Source organism: Haloarcula japonica DSM 6131 (assembly GCF_000336635.1).
Taxonomy (GTDB): domain Archaea; phylum Halobacteriota; class Halobacteria; order Halobacteriales; family Haloarculaceae; genus Haloarcula; species Haloarcula japonica.
Genome location: NZ_AOLY01000002.1, coordinates 47,237 through 61,374, shown reverse-complemented (window position 1 = coordinate 61,374; position 14,138 = coordinate 47,237). Strand labels below are relative to the sequence as shown.

At 63.5% G+C, this 14,138-nt stretch carries 19 protein-coding genes; 11 read left to right on the top strand and 8 right to left on the bottom strand.

Annotated elements, in window-relative coordinates; translation table 11 throughout:
• Position 1: 1 nt before the first annotated feature.
• From htpX to radA, 4 genes are all read left to right on the top strand, one after another.
• Positions 2-880 carry a zinc metalloprotease HtpX gene (gene htpX, locus C444_RS00295; protein WP_004590044.1) on the top strand — a complete coding sequence of 293 codons (879 nt, stop codon included), beginning with the start codon at positions 2-4 and terminating at the stop codon, positions 878-880.
• A 104-nt stretch (positions 881-984) separates the two neighbouring features.
• Positions 985-1,602 (top strand): PspA-associated protein PspAB, encoded by a 618-nt coding sequence (gene pspAB / locus C444_RS00290; RefSeq protein ID WP_004590043.1) that lies wholly within the window; start codon positions 985-987, stop codon positions 1,600-1,602.
• A gap of 1 nt (position 1,603) precedes the next feature.
• Positions 1,604-2,074, top strand: coding sequence for a hypothetical protein (locus C444_RS00285; protein WP_004590042.1), 471 nt, complete (start codon positions 1,604-1,606; stop codon positions 2,072-2,074).
• A 130-nt stretch (positions 2,075-2,204) separates the two neighbouring features.
• The gene (radA, locus tag C444_RS00280; protein WP_004590041.1) at positions 2,205-3,254 is read left to right on the top strand and encodes a DNA repair and recombination protein RadA; all 1,050 of its coding nucleotides are present in this window, start codon (positions 2,205-2,207) and stop codon (positions 3,252-3,254) included.
• 431 nt (positions 3,255-3,685) lie between these two features.
• Here the strand turns inward: radA and C444_RS00275 are convergent, their stop codons facing one another.
• Together C444_RS00275 and C444_RS00270 are read right to left on the bottom strand one after the other, a co-directional pair.
• Complete coding sequence (locus tag C444_RS00275; RefSeq protein WP_004590040.1) at positions 3,686-4,789, bottom strand: aldo/keto reductase; 1,104 nt, start codon at positions 4,787-4,789, stop codon at positions 3,686-3,688.
• A 24-nt stretch (positions 4,790-4,813) separates the two neighbouring features.
• A complete protein-coding gene (locus C444_RS00270; protein WP_004590039.1) occupies positions 4,814-5,827 on the bottom strand; it encodes a CPBP family intramembrane glutamic endopeptidase in 1,014 nt (337 codons plus the stop codon).
• Between the two features lie 138 nt (positions 5,828-5,965).
• On the opposite strand from C444_RS00270, the gene C444_RS00265 reads away from it, so the two are divergent.
• The 4 genes from C444_RS00265 to C444_RS00250 all read left to right on the top strand — a co-directional run bounded on the left by C444_RS00265 (position 5,966) and on the right by C444_RS00250 (position 8,797).
• Entirely contained in the window at positions 5,966-6,871 is a 906-nt protein-coding gene (locus C444_RS00265; protein ID WP_004590038.1) for an acyltransferase, read from the top strand.
• 51 nt (positions 6,872-6,922) lie between these two features.
• On the top strand, positions 6,923-7,630 hold the full coding sequence (locus C444_RS00260; RefSeq protein ID WP_004590037.1) for an Nmad3 family putative nucleotide modification protein: 708 nt from the start codon (positions 6,923-6,925) through the stop codon (positions 7,628-7,630).
• Between the two features lie 73 nt (positions 7,631-7,703).
• Positions 7,704-8,390 (top strand): RAD55 family ATPase, encoded by a 687-nt coding sequence (locus C444_RS00255; RefSeq protein WP_004590036.1) that lies wholly within the window; start codon positions 7,704-7,706, stop codon positions 8,388-8,390.
• The gene (locus C444_RS00250) at positions 8,387-8,797 is read left to right on the top strand and encodes a hypothetical protein (RefSeq protein ID WP_004590035.1); all 411 of its coding nucleotides are present in this window, start codon (positions 8,387-8,389) and stop codon (positions 8,795-8,797) included. Before C444_RS00255 ends, C444_RS00250 begins: the two co-directional genes overlap by 4 nt.
• Before the next feature lie 114 nt (positions 8,798-8,911).
• On the opposite strand, the gene C444_RS00245 is transcribed toward C444_RS00250, so the two are convergent.
• Positions 8,912-9,199: a DUF5789 family protein gene (locus tag C444_RS00245; RefSeq protein WP_004590034.1), complete on the bottom strand. Its 288-nt coding sequence runs from the start codon at positions 9,197-9,199 to the stop codon at positions 8,912-8,914.
• Positions 9,200-9,345: 146 nt separating this feature from the next.
• Here C444_RS00245 and C444_RS00240 point away from each other — a divergent pair, with 146 nt between their 5' ends.
• The 3 genes from C444_RS00240 (at position 9,346) to C444_RS00235 (ending at position 10,910) form a co-directional block, all read left to right on the top strand.
• Positions 9,346-10,122, top strand: a complete 777-nt coding sequence (locus C444_RS00240; RefSeq protein WP_004590033.1) for a PHP domain-containing protein — start codon at positions 9,346-9,348, stop codon at positions 10,120-10,122.
• Positions 10,123-10,176: 54 nt separating this feature from the next.
• The gene (locus tag C444_RS22110; protein WP_004516452.1) at positions 10,177-10,341 is read left to right on the top strand and encodes a DUF6757 family protein; all 165 of its coding nucleotides are present in this window, start codon (positions 10,177-10,179) and stop codon (positions 10,339-10,341) included.
• A gap of 101 nt (positions 10,342-10,442) precedes the next feature.
• On the top strand, positions 10,443-10,910 hold the full coding sequence (locus C444_RS00235; RefSeq protein WP_049908982.1) for a cupin domain-containing protein: 468 nt from the start codon (positions 10,443-10,445) through the stop codon (positions 10,908-10,910).
• 23 nt (positions 10,911-10,933) lie between these two features.
• Here C444_RS00235 and C444_RS00230 read toward each other — a convergent pair whose 3' ends face one another.
• The 5 genes from C444_RS00230 to C444_RS00215 all read right to left on the bottom strand — a co-directional run bounded on the left by C444_RS00230 (position 10,934) and on the right by C444_RS00215 (position 14,123).
• Positions 10,934-11,650: a type 1 glutamine amidotransferase gene (locus C444_RS00230; RefSeq protein WP_004590031.1), complete on the bottom strand. Its 717-nt coding sequence runs from the start codon at positions 11,648-11,650 to the stop codon at positions 10,934-10,936.
• 172 nt (positions 11,651-11,822) lie between these two features.
• Entirely contained in the window at positions 11,823-11,960 is a 138-nt protein-coding gene (locus tag C444_RS22105; RefSeq protein ID WP_004516449.1) for a hypothetical protein, read from the bottom strand.
• 74 nt (positions 11,961-12,034) lie between these two features.
• A complete protein-coding gene (locus C444_RS00225) occupies positions 12,035-12,220 on the bottom strand; it encodes a hypothetical protein (protein ID WP_004590030.1) in 186 nt (61 codons plus the stop codon).
• Between the two features lie 6 nt (positions 12,221-12,226).
• Entirely contained in the window at positions 12,227-13,021 is a 795-nt protein-coding gene (locus C444_RS00220) for an aldo/keto reductase (protein WP_049908981.1), read from the bottom strand.
• Between the two features lie 118 nt (positions 13,022-13,139).
• The gene (locus C444_RS00215; RefSeq protein ID WP_004590028.1) at positions 13,140-14,123 is read right to left on the bottom strand and encodes a Gfo/Idh/MocA family protein; all 984 of its coding nucleotides are present in this window, start codon (positions 14,121-14,123) and stop codon (positions 13,140-13,142) included.
• Between the last annotated feature and the right edge of the window lie 15 nt (positions 14,124-14,138).

The following is a 14,138-nucleotide window of genomic DNA, read 5'->3' as shown; positions in this document are numbered from 1 at the left end:
TATGGAATGGCAAACAGACTGGGGGCTCCGTGGCCGGATGGCCCTGACGATGTTCCTGCTGTTCGCGCTATATCTCGTCTTTATCGGAGCGCTCACGCTGTATTTCGAGAACCTCGCGCTCATCGTCGTCGTCATGGGGCTGTTCCTGGGCGCGCAGTTCTTCTTCAGCGACAAGCTCGCCCTGTACTCGATGGGGGCCCGGACGGTCGAACCGGAGGAGTATCCGGAACTCCACCGGACCGTCGACCGCCTCGCCCAGCAGGCCGACCTCCCGAAGCCGAAAGTCGCCGTCGCCGACTCCCGGGTGCCCAACGCCTTCGCCACCGGCCGGTCAAAGAGCAGTTCGGCTGTCTGCGTGACGACGGGCATCATGGACACGCTGGACCAGGACGAACTGGAAGGCGTCATCGCCCACGAACTGGCCCACATCAAGAACCGCGACGTGATGGTGATGACCATCGCGTCGTTTCTCTCGACGATTGCCTTCCTCATCGTCCGCTGGGGTTGGCTGTTCAGCGGCGGCCGCGAACGCGGCGGGCAACAGGTCCCCGTCATCGTCGCCATCCTCATCTCGCTGGTCGTCTGGATCATCTCGTTCCTGTTGATTCGGACGCTCAGCCGCTACCGCGAGTACGCTGCCGACCGCGGCGGCGCGATGATTACCGGCAAGCCCGCCGCCCTTGCGAACGCGCTGATGAAAATCGACGGTCGGATGGACAAAGTCCCGAAAGACGATATGCGTGACCAGGCTGAGATGAACGCTTTCTTCATCATCCCGATCAGCGTCGGCTGGATCGGCCGTCTGGCCAGCACTCACCCCTCGACCGAGAAGCGCATCGACCGCCTCCAGAACCTCGAACGCGAACTCGAAGGCCGCTAATTTTAGCTGGCGTTCTGGCTGTTCGAATACGCGTCACCGAATACAGACCCACCGACTAGTCGAGACGCAAACCACCTTGGGCTCCGGCCCGTAGGGGCTCGCATATGGGACTGCTCGACGGACTCAAGAGCGTTCTCGGGGTGAAAGCCGAGGCCGACGCGACGCGCGATGCCGACCCTGATGACCTGTTCGGGATGAGTACCGCCTACATCACGATGGAGGCCGACCTGGGGTACGAGTCGACCGGCGAGGCGGCGCTGTGTTTCGCCGACGTGGATAGTACAGACTTCCAAGATGCCGTCGACGAGGTCGAGTCCATCCTCGACGCGGGGATGGTCGAGACGGGGACACGGGCGACCTTCGAGACCGACGACCACGGCTACCAGTGGGTCGTCCTGCACGACAACGACTTCGAGGACCTGCTCACGTCGATTCACTTCGCCGCGGACACGCTCGTCGAGCGGCGCTACGGCTCGCGCCTGCTCGCGGCGCTGTTCGCGTTCGAGCACACGCGCGACGACCAGACCGTCTACTGGGTGTACTCCTTCCGACGGGGCGCGTACTATCCGTTCGCGCCGGACCCCCACGACAGCCACGAGCGCAACACCTCCGCAGAATTCAAACTGGACAGCAATCTCAGCGACGAGATCTCCGTCGAGGACGACAAGGAGTACTGGTATCCGCTGTGGCCTGACCGCCCCGGCTACCACCCCTGGGAGTGACATGACCGACGGCGGCGTCGATCCCGGCAATCACGTCCGGCCGACTGCGGCCGGCCCCGACAGCCGCGTTCCCGACGGTGTCTACCGCATCGTCGGCACGGACGATGATTCCGTGACGCTGCTGTTAGTCGGCGACGCGGCCGGCCGTCGGGTCCACACCGGCGAAGTGGTGACGGTCGCTCGCGGGGACCTCGATACGCTCGAGCCCGCCGAGAACCCGGACGCACGTCGCTCATTTGCGACACGCATTATCTCACAGCTTGACGGCCTCCAGTGGTCGCTGTGGCTGCGTTGGCACTCGATCCGCTCCAGACCGGTTCCCGGTATGGCTGCCATTACCCTCCTCCTTGTCGGTGCGTTCGGCGAAGGGATACTACCAGTGTCCGAGAGGGTGTTGACTGGGCTCTTTTTGCTAGGGGCGCTGTTGCTCTTCTCCCTTGGTCGGGCGGTCCCCGGTTTGAGTCCGTTTTGACCGCACTTCCACTCCCCTCCCCATCTAAAACTCCCGATTCCGTCCCGAACCGTCCCGCTGCCGTCCCACACTTTCACTTTCACTCTGGTGTTAACGAGGCTTTATACCCCCAGATGCACAAGGCATGTCCATGTCCGCAAGTGAGGACCTCGAAGAGCTGCCGGGTGTCGGTCCGGCGACAGCAGAGAAACTCGAAGACAACGGCTACGACTCCTACCAGGGGATTGCGGTCGCCTCGCCCGGCGAACTGTCGAACACGGCCGACATCGGCGAATCGTCGGCAGCCGACATCATCCAGGCCGCCCGCGAAGCGGCCGATATCGGTGGCTTCGAAACCGGATCGACGGTGCTCGAACGCCGCGAACAGATCGGGAAACTCTCCTGGGGCGTCGACGAGGTCGACGACCTGCTCGGTGGCGGCGTCGAGACCCAGTCCATCACCGAGGTGTACGGCGAATTCGGAGCCGGGAAGTCCCAGGTAACCCACCAGCTCTCGGTCAACGTCCAGCTGCCGGCCGAACACGGCGGTCTGGAGGGTAGCGCTATCTTCGTCGACTCCGAGGACACGTTCCGACCCGAGCGTATCGAACAGATGGTCAAGGGCCTCACCGACGAGGTACTGGCAGACACGATGGTCCTCCACGGCATCGTCGAGGAGGAGGCCGACGCAGACCCCACCGACGAGGACCTGCTTGATGACCTCGTCGCCTCCGTGCTGGAGAAGATCCACGTCGCGAAGGCGTTCAACTCCAACCACCAGATCCTCCTGGCCGAGAAGGCCCAGGAGATCGCCAGCGAGAGTCAGGAAGAGGAGTTCCCCGTCCGCCTGCTTGCCGTCGACTCGCTGACCGCCCACTTCCGGGCCGAGTACGTCGGCCGTGGCGAACTCGCCGACCGTCAGCAGAAGCTCAACAAGCACCTCCACGACCTGATGCGGGTCGGCGACCTCAACAACACCGCCGTCGTCGTCACGAACCAGGTCGCCTCCAATCCGGACTCCTTCTTCGGCGACCCGACACAGCCCATCGGTGGCAACATCCTCGGCCACACCTCCACGTTCCGGATGTACCTTCGGAAGTCCAAGGGGAACAAACGGATCGTCAAACTCGTCGACGCGCCGAACCTTCCGGACGGCGAGGGTGTCATGCGTGTCGAAGAGGACGGCCTGCTGAACGAGTAACCCGGACCTGCTAGTAGCAGTTATTACCCGACCCGATGATTGCAGACTATTTTTCCGGCAGTCTCTGACACCTGCTACCGCTTCATCCGGACAGGCATGTGAAACGGTCTCGCGCCTCGAACCCCTTCGTTTCACCTCGAACCGACTCCCGTCTGGCGTCTTGCGGCTGTCAGACGAACCGTGGTGAATGTGAAACTTCGCCACCCCAACCGCAAGACGGCGGTACATCTCCTGTTGAAACAGAGGGGTGCCAGCCGAGAACCGACAGACGGCTGTTTGGTTGCCGGTGTTCTTCGGGGGTAAACTGTCAACTGGAGATTTAGTGTCCAACCGCCGTGTTCGGACGGTGCGAAAATCAGGTGAGCGGCGGTAGAAGTAGCTGCCCACCTGGTCTACCGTGGCCTGTGGGTCGGCGCTCCAACGCCTTGCCGTCAGTCCCCAGCAGATTTCATGCCCGTCTCTTCGAGGTCCGCACCGCCGACCGACGAGCGCAGGGCGTCCATCCCGTCGTCACGGTCGATGCCGAAGTTGTCCTGGTACAGCTCTTGCACGCGGTCGTACTCTTCGTCGCTGAGCGGCGGCGTGTCGGACGCGCCGGCCCACTCGTCGATGTCGGCGTTGGTCCGGAACGTCGGGGTGACCGACGCCACCTCGTCGTGGTAGAGGAGCCACTGGATAGCGGCCTGGCCCATCGTCCGCTCGCCGTCGCGTTCTCGCGGCTGTTCGCCGCTCGAATCCTCCGCGGAACGCTGTTCCGCGCGTTCGAGGAACCGCAGGGTCTCCAGTTTCTCGAAGCCGGTCTCGTACCACTCCGTCGGCCGGTGCGCGCGGTGGTCGTCGGCCTCGAACTCCGTCTCGGGGGTGACCTGCTCGTTCAGCAGGCCCGAGGAATGGGGGACGCGAGCGAGCACCGACGTGTCGGCGTTTTGCTCACGGATGGTGTCGATGAAGTGCTGGCCGGGGGTCTGCTCGAAGAGGTTGAAGACGGTCTGGAGCGCGTCGAACTCGTTGGCGACGGCGGCGTCGCCCTCGGCGAGCCAGCCGATGGAGGGGCCGAGCGCCCAGCCGATGGCCTCGACCTTGCCTTCCTCGCGGAGTTCGTCGAGCGCCTCCAGCACGTCTTCGTCGACCTCGTCGACGTTAGCGTTGTGGAGCATCAGCAGTTCGACGTGGTCCATGCCGAGGCGGTCGAGCGAGCGGTCGACGGCGGTGTGGACCCACTCCGGCGTGACCTTCTTCGGGAGTTCGCCGTGGCCGGCCTGTGGGTTGTTGTAGAAATCGTAGCCGATCTTCGTCGACACCGTCACCTCGTCGCGGTGTTCCGCCAGCGCCTCGCCGATGATCTCCTCGCTGTCGCCGTGGCCGTATACGTCGCCGGTATCGAAGAACGTCACGTCCTCGTCGAGCGCGTGCTGGACCATGTCGATGGCATCGTCGCGAGTGCGGTCGCCCCACCAGTCCGTACCGACAACCCAGGCACCGAACCCGACTTCCGAGACTTCGACGCCGGAGTTTCCGAGTGTCGCATATTCCATACCCGACGTAGCGGCGCTGTCCACTTAGCCGTCTTGGTTTGCCGTGTCGGACCGCGTCCGAACCCGGAGCTGTGGGGTCGCAATGTCGTCGAGCAACTCGACCGCACCGTACTCCCGGCGGACCCACCAGTACAGTCCGGCTCCGCCGACGGCGAGCAGCGGCAGGGCGATGAGTCCCCCTTCGGGACCGAACCCACCCCCGGTCACCAGTTCGGGGCCGGTCGCAGTCGTCGAGAGTAGGGCGACGCCCATCCGGAGGCCGCTGACGGGGAAGCCAAGCAGTGCCAGTGTGTAGTTCCAGGCGATGTGGAAACCGCTGGCGACCCCGAGTCGCCCGGTCAGGACGTAACACGCACCGAGCAGGAGGCCGTAGAGGGTGATGTTGGCCACACTGAGCAGCGATGCGCTGGGATTCGTCCAGTGGAGGACACCGAACAGTGCGCCCGTCAGTCCCGTTGCAGTGATGACCGCGCCTCGCTTCCCCACCCAGCCGGCGAGCCCCTCAGCCGTGTTCGTCAGGAGATAGCCACGGACGAGTATTTCCTCAGCGGTCGCCTGAACGAGGAAGAAGGCTCCCAGAAGAAGGACGGCGACCGGCGGTCCGAACGCAGTCAGCGGGAGCGGCCCGCTGTCGACGGTTGCGAGGGCGACGCTGACTGTGACGAACCCGACGGCCATCTCAATAAGCAGGACGAGCGTGGGAAGTCCCACTCCGAGCACGAGGCCGAAAGCCGCGTCGCGCCACCACTGGTGGTCAAATCCCAGCCCGTAGTCCGGAAGCGTCCGCCGATCAAGCAGATAGCCGACTCCGATGGCGACGACAGTTCCGGCAGCGAAAAGCGCGATCTGGCGCGCGACGGCGACCGTCGGTGTCACGCGCACTACCGACGACACCACTGCGATCACCCCCGAAAGGAGGATGAGGCCGAACCCGGCGAGAAACACCCACAGTGTGACCCGCCACGGCGCTCGCAGCCGGCGCTCGGCGGGATTGACGATGTAGCGCCGTATCTCCATGATAAAGTCCGACCTGACCATGTCGTCGTCTGGAACGGCGACGTCTTAACTGTGGCTTGCTCACCGAATCCTGTGTCACACGGTGTCGTGACACGGATGTTACTGGGTAGGTTTCACGTAACGGAAACCCCTATCTGCCCGCGAAGCCACGTACTCGACATGACGAAGCGTCACGTGTCGCTGCCACCGCTCGCCGAAGAGGGGCTCAGGGCGTTTATCGACGAGGTCGACGAGCGCCTCTCCGGTGACGAGGACACCTGCGATGTTGTCACTGACGTGTTGGTCGACCTCCACGGCGACCGGGAGGCCTACGAGCGCTGGCAGGACGGCGCGGATATCTCTCCGGCCGAGCGGGTCCGGCTGCAGGGGTATGATCCCTGTAACACGACCCTCGAAAGCGAGTACTACGCCGAGAAAGACGAGGAGCGGTTCAAACGCTCGAAGCATCTGCAGTGGCTCTGGCGGCAGTTCGACGCGACGCCGATGGCGGACAACGTCGAGTTCGCGCTCCGGTTCCGACGGATGCTCGCTGACCATCTCTTCGAGTCCTGCGGCGAGGGCTGTCGCTTCTTCAAGGGTATCTCCTTTACCTACGGCCACAACATCGAGATCGGCGACAACGTCGTCGTCCACGACGACGTCCATCTTGACGACCGCGGGAAGCTCACTATCGGCGACCGTGTCTCCATCTCCGATGACACTCACGTCTACAGCCACGACCACGATGCCGTCGACCAGACCCATGTCGACAACTACCACACCATCATCGAGGACGACGTGCGTCTGACCTACGACTCGATGGTCCGGGCCGGCGTCAAGATTGGCGAAAACGCCATCCTCGCGGCGAAGTCCATCGCCGGTAAAGACATCCCCGCCCACCACATCGCCGCCGGCACGCCGGCGAAGTCCCTGACCGTCAAGGACGGCTGGGAGTCCGTCGCAGAACCCATCGAAGGGGCGAACGTCGACCGCCGCGCCGAGCGGCAACTGCCCGTTGACCTGCCAGAAGGGCTGGAGCAGTTCGACGAGTTCCAGCGGGACCTCTCGCCGCCAGACAGGGAGTAGTCGGCGACAGCGCGCCGGCAGTCCTTTTGCCGCACCGACCGAACCCCTGGTATGCGAAGCGTCGCTATCAACGTCGGAGCCAACACGAACGAGCCCGGCTTTCGCGGGCCACTGTTCTCCGATGGTACATTCGAGTATATCCCAATTCCTGAATCGAAATCGACTAGCGAGCCCGTGCCGACCTACGGCGACCTCGACCTGCGGACCGACGTGTCCGCGGTGGCCGATCTACCGGTCCACTTCGATCCGGAGTTTCCCGAGGCCGGCGGCGAGCGCTACACCTACGGCGACGAACACGGCGTGAAAGCCGGCCCACTCTCGGACCTGTCGGCCGGCGACTACCTGTTCTTCTACGCGACACTATCGGTAGCTGGCGAGTGCCCGGCCTGGGCTTCGCCGGAGTGGGGGGCTCACGTCATCGGCCACTTCCGACTCGCCCGCGATGCGGTCTCGGGTGAGGAGTATCGCACCCTCTCGACCGAGGAACAGGCCCAGTTCGTCTCGAACGCTCACGTGAAACGCGACCCCTTCGACGCTCGTGTTCTCATTCGTGGCAACGCCGAGGAGTCACGACTGTACGACACAGTGGTCCCGCTGTCGGCACCGAGCGGCGGCACCGATGCGAACGGACTTGTCACCGAACTGTCGTCAGATTCGGGGAAGGGACCGTGGTGGCGACGGCCGATGCGGTTCGACGGGACCGGGACGGAGCGACTGCTCGAACTGGCCGATAGCCACCCCAGCGCTATCGAACGCTGACGCAGCCGAATGAGTTATCACCGGTGAAAATAGAATGTGAAAGCATATGTCCAGACGGACTCAGATAGCTGATATGCGTCTCTCTAGTGGGGTCCCCGGCTTCGACGAACTCATTGAGGGGGGGTTACTCCCGAATCGTCTCTACGTGGTCAGCGGCCCGCCGGGCAGCGGGAAGACCACCTTCTGTTCGCAGTTCATCACGCAGGGCGTCAAAGAGGGCGAGACGTGCCTGTACGTAACGATGCACGAGACCAAGACGGAGCTGATGCAGGACATGGCCGGCTACGACTTCGGCTTCGACCGCGCGATGCAGTCCGACGCCATTCAGTTCCTGAACCTCGTCACCGAGAGTGGGAAACGAACGATCACGCAGTTCGGCAGCGAAGGCGGTCTGACGAACCGGCTCGTCGCTTATATCAGACAGAACGACATCCAGCGGGTCGTCATCGACTCGACCATGCTGTTGCAGCATTTCATGAACGACGTCGAAGACGAGATCACGGGCTTTCTCTCCGCGCTGAAACAGACGGACGCGACGACGCTGCTCATCTCTGAGATGACCGATCCATCGTCCTACAGCGACGAACACTACCTTGCCCACGGCGTCGTCTTCTTCCACAACTTCCTCGAAAACGGGAGCATGACCCGCGGCGTCCAGGTCATCAAGATGCGGGGCACCGCCATCGACTGCGACATCCGACAGATATCCTTCTCCGACGCCGGACTGCAGGTCCATCCTGACCGGAAAGTGGAGTCATGAGCCGCTACGAGCGCGAGTTCGGGACCGACTGGGAACGCCTCGACAAGGACGAGGCCACCGACCGGGCCTACGCCATCGGCGTCGCCGAGCGCCTCGGGGAGTACAACCGCGAGGAACTCGAAGCCATCTACGCCGAGATGAACTCGGCGTATCACAAGAGCATGGTCGAACTCGCGTACGACGAAGGGCGGAACGAAGCGAAGGAAGCGGCGGAGACGACCAACGCCGACCGGGACGCCCTCTGGGCCGATCTGATCAACGGCGAGAAGACGTACATCGACGAAGCGGACGTACCGACTGGCGGCCGTGACGGCCTGCCGTCGGCGCTCGATTCCTCGGAGTTGTTGGACAGGCAGTCAGTCGACAGCACTGATGCTGTCGACAGGCCGGACTTTCTCGACAGATAGTCGCTCTAGTGTGTGCACTCACCGACAGCGATAGCGCTGTTGCTCGTCTGTGTGAAAAACGATGGAGACGGGAAACCCGTCCAGAGCTGAGTGACTGCAGGTCGTTCTGGGCCGTTAGAAGGAGACTTCGTCCGGGCCGTCCTCACCCATGCAGATCGGGTCGCGGTCGGAGTAGCCCTTCCGGCCGATGGCCTTGCTCGACACACCCGAGAACGCCGCGAACTCGGCGTCTTCCGCGCTTTCGAAGGTTTCCGGAGCTGACCGGCTCAGCGCGTCGCCCAGCCGTTCGGTGCCGTTTGGCAGTTCGAGTTCCATGTCGCCGTCACCCTCGATGATTTCTTCAGCGGAAACCGGGTAGTCGTACGATTGGAAGGCGTCCGTCGCGTTGCTTAGCATTCGCATATCTCGGGAAAGTTCATGGTCGATAATAAACCTTCACTATAGATAATCATAATGTCCCTTAATGCGTATAAGGGACTCACGTTTCGTGTGCCCACGACACATGATTCGACCAGAAGCGGCTTCCTGCTGGGGGATGTGGAAGTGGTATGGTCGTCGCTGACTTACACGTACATACTACTCGCTCCGACGGGACACTCACGCTCGATGCGGTCCCGGCGGCCGCCGAGCGAGCAGGTGTCGAGATTGTCGCTGTCACGGACCACGACAGACTTCAGCCTGCACTCGACGGCCCTGTCACCGAGCGAGACGGTGTGTGGCTTCTCCACGGCATCGAACTCCGCGTCGAGACCGAGGCCCAGCGACTTGACCTGCTGGGCTACGGCGTTGACCCGACCGAGGAACTCCGGGCCGAGTGTACACGCATCCAGCGGAACCGCCGCGAGCGCGGCGCACGTATCATTGAGTGTGTCGAGGACCGCCTGGGCGTCTCGCTACCCGTCGAGCCACGCGACGGCCTCGGTCGTCCCCATATCGCCCGCGCAATCGCCGAGGTGTCGGACTACACCTTTCAGGGGGCGTTCGATGAACTCATCGGCGATGACTGCCCCTGTTACGTCCCGCGGGAAGTCCCGTCTTTCGAGCACGGCTGTGCTGTCCTCTCAGACGCGTGCGGGCTGGTCGGCCTCGCGCACCCGTTCAGATACCCCGATACGGCGGCTGCGCTGTCGAAGTGTGCGTCACTCGATGCCGTCGAACGCTGGTACCCGTACGGTCGCACGGTCGACGACAGCCTCGTCGACGACGCTGTCGAGCGGTACGACCTCGTGCCGACTGGCGGCAGCGACGCTCACGGCGAGACGCTGGGTGACACCGGCCTGGACGCGGCTGCCTGGGACCGGGTCAAAACAGCCCTCAGTGTCTGACAACCGGCAGACGGAACCCGAGGGTTCAATGTCGTTCGGGTATATAATTCAAGTATGCAGTGTCACTACTGCGACCGTGAAGCCGACATCGCCGTCGAGAACGACGGCGTCAAGGTCGGTGTCTGCAAGACGCACTTCCGTGAACAGATGGCGGAACTGGAGGACGCCGACTGGCTCGAAGACCTCGACGAAGAACTCGATATCGACCGACGCGAGTGACCGACGCTCCGTTTCTCTGCTTTTGCTGTGGCGTCTCCTGCGTGTCACCGTTGTGACCGCTCTGACTAACCGTTAAGGACTGCCCGCCGTACATGGCAACCATGGAGAAAGTCAGCATCGACGCCGTCGAATCGCGGATGGGGCCGGCGTCGGTCAAGCGGGCGCTTGCTGGTCCACTCGGCACCGATGATATCGCACTGAACCACTACGAACTGGCACCGGGCGAGTCCTTCGGCTTCGGCTATCACCGCCACCCGAACCAGGAGGAGGTGTTTCTCATTCAGTCGGGCACAGCGACGTTCGAAACGGAGGACGGCGACGTACGCGTCGAGGCCGGAGAGGCCATCCGTTTTGCGCCTGGTGAGTGGCAACGCGGTCGCAACGAGGGCGACGAGCGTGTTGTCGCGCTTGCGCTCGGCGCACCACAGGAAATGGGTGATACGGATATGCTCCGGCACTGCGACGACTGTGGCGGCCGCACGCACAACTACGTCGAGATGACGGACGACCGCGACGCGCTCGTGACACGCTGTGCGGAATGTGACGCCGAAACCGGCCGATTCACCTGACTGTCGACAACCACTTCGATGAGCTAGTCGTCAGCAGCGGCGGCAGCACCGGTCCCGCCATCCGCGTGACGCGCGGCGAACTCGGTGAAGTTGTCGAACAGCTGCTTGGCCTCGCAGGCGGCGCGGTAGTTCTCTTCGGTGACGCCGTCTAGTACCGTCTCGATACGCTCGTCGGAGAGTTGCTCGTCCTTGCCTTTCGTCACCGTCTCGGCCGTTCCGGGGTCATACTCGGGGTGGAACTGCACCGAGAAGACGTTCTCTTTCCGGAACCCGTGGACGCCGTAGTCGTTCTCGGCGAACGTGGTCGCACCCGGGGGCACCTCGGCGACGCGGTCCGAATGCGTCGTAAAGACGGTGAACGACTCGTCGACGCCGGCGAGCAGTTCGTTCTCGCCGTCGTGTTCGACGGTCCGGTAGCCGATCTCGTACTCGTCCATCGGCTCGACGGTGCCGCCGAGTGCGTGTGCGAGCAGCTGGTGGCCGAAACAGACGCCCAGGAACGCGATGTCGCGGTCGACTGCGTCCGTAACCCAGGCTTCGAGGTCCCGGATCCAGGGCTCATCCCAGTAGACAGACGCGCGACTGCCCGTGACCAGACAGCCGTCGAACGCGAATGTGTCGGGCAGTTCGCGCTCGGTCACGTCGTATTCCACGAGGTCGGCGTCGAGTTCCCGCCGGAAGTTCCGGCGGTTGTCCTCGCCGTCGTGGGCCGCGTTCAGCAGGGCGATTCGTGGCCTCATTACCAATACGCAGCGGCTCAAATGGTAAAAACATGCGTACCGACGGCAGTGATTGCCGCTCACAGTGACGGGGACACCGGCGTTAGATCGACCACGGATACAGCGGCTATCGGAGATGACTGGCCGTTCAAAACTGTCTCGCTACGGGACGTCACCGACTGCGATACGTGCGTTACGTCTGGTCCGCTTCCGGGTTGTTCGTCCGCCGATAGGAGCCCACCATCTTCCACAGCGTGTCGTTGAAGTCGTCGTTATTGGCTTCGCTCTCGATCTGCCGGTACAGGTTTTCCGAGACTTCGATACGGGGCATCGAGTGTGTATAGAGAGCGGGAGTAAATAAATCTCCGCTGACACGGAATCGAGTAAAAGCTTCAACGCGCCCCTCTAGGGGCCGTATAACCATTTGGCCCCGAAGAAGACGAACCAGGCCATCCAGATGCAGAAGATGACCAGCCACGTCCCGTACTGGACCGTCGGGTTCGGAACCAGAACGTACGCCACGACAAGCAAAGCGGCGATGCTTGCCGCCGCGGCGGCGTCCCAGCGGTCCAGTGCGGGCGGTTCGACCATCTGGGATTACTGCGAGATGCCGTAGGTGTCGTTGTCCCAGTCGTTGATGCCGGTGTCGTAGACCGCCTGCTCGCGCTCGATGGCGTCGATGCGCTCGCGGTCAGCGTCGTCGAGGTCCCAGTCGAACAACGCGAGATTCTGCCGGACGTGTTCGGGCGAGGAGGACTTCGGCAGCACCACCACGTCGTTCTCGACCGCCCATTTCAGGATGACCTGGGCCGGCGACTTATCGTATTTTTCCGCCAGGTCCTGAATGACGTCGTCGGCGAACACCTCGGTCCGCCCGAGCGGCGCGGCCGCTTCGACGACGGTGTCGGTGTCGCGGCAGAACTCGACGACCTGGTCCTGGGTGTTCCAAGGGTGGTACTCGATCTGGTTGACGGCGATGGGCACGTCGGCGACGTGCTGGGCGGCCCCGAGCTGGTACGCGCTGAAGTTCGAGACGCCGACGTTGCGGATCTTCCCCTGGTCGCGGAGCGTCGCCATCGCGTTCATCGTCTCGCGGATGGAGGTCGCTGGGTTGGGCCAGTGGACGAGATACAGGTCGAGGTAGTCCGTTCCGAGGCGGTCGAGCGAGGCCTCACAGGCCTCGATGACGGACTCGTAGTCGAGGTGCTTTGGCAGTACCTTCGACGTGAGGAACACGTCCTCGCGGTCGTAGTCGGCCAGGGCCTCGCCGATTTCGGCCTCGTTCTTGTACCCTTCGGCGGTGTCGACGTGGGCGTAGCCGGCGTCGAGTCCCGCTCGAACGGATTCCTGTACGGTGTCGCCGTCGATGTCCCACGTCCCGACGCCGACCATCGGGAGTTCGTCGCCACTCGGTAGTGTCACTGTTGGGGGTGTCACAGTACGTGCCTCACTCGCCGCAGTCAAAACCGTTTCGCGCTCGTCGCGGCAGGGCACACGACCGCCCCGTGTCTCACTCCGGCTGGGCCACGTCGACCGGCTCCCCGGTGTCGGCGCTCCGGGCCAGCGCGTCCATGGCGCGCATGTTCCCCAGCGTCTCGGCGCGGTCGACGGGTGGCGTTTCGCCGTTTTCGACGGCGTCCGCGAACGCCTCGACCTGCAACTGGTAGTGGTCGACGGGGTCGAACGTCTCGGTGACCTCGCGGCCGTCGACGCTGTAGGTCAGCGAGACGGACTGGTCGTGTTCCGGGCCGAAGCAGCTCGGCGCTTCGAGCCAGCCGTCGTCGGTCTCGACCCGGTAGTAGTCCCGGTCCGGGCCGTCGAACCCGCAGGAAATCGAGGCGACCTGTCCGTCATCGTACGAGAGGACGCCGCTGAGGTTCGTATCAACGCCGCTGTCCCGGGAGTCCCGGGCATGCGCAAACGCTCGGTCCGGCTCGCCGAGGAAGCCCCGCGCCGCGCTGACGGCGTAACAACCCACGTCCATCAGGCTCCCGCCGGCCAGTTCCGGGTCCAGCCGGATGTTGTCGGGGTCTTCGAGCGGGAACTTGAACGACGCGTCGACAGTGTGTACCTCGCCCAGTTCGTTTTCGACGATGTCTCTGGCCCGCCGGGTCCGCGGGTGGAACTGATACATGAACGCCTCCATCAGCGTGACGCCCTGGTCGGCACAGTAGTCGAAGAGGTCCACTGCCCCGGCCGTATCGACAGTCAACGGCTTCTCACAGAGCACGTCGAGGCCGTGGTCGGCGGCCCGCTGGCTCCACTCGGCGTGGAGCGCGTTCGGAAGTGGGTTGTACACCGCGTCGATGTCCGCCTCGGCGAACATCGTCTCGTAGTCTCCGAAGGCGCTCTCGATACCAAGGGCCTCGGCCGCCTCGCTGGCCTGCTCTCGGGACCGGGAGCTGATTGCCGCGACCGTGTGGTCCGATTTCCGGATGCCCGGAATCACGTCTTCGCGTGCGATTTTCGCTGTTGAGATGACGCCAAAGCGCATACCGGTATCCGAACA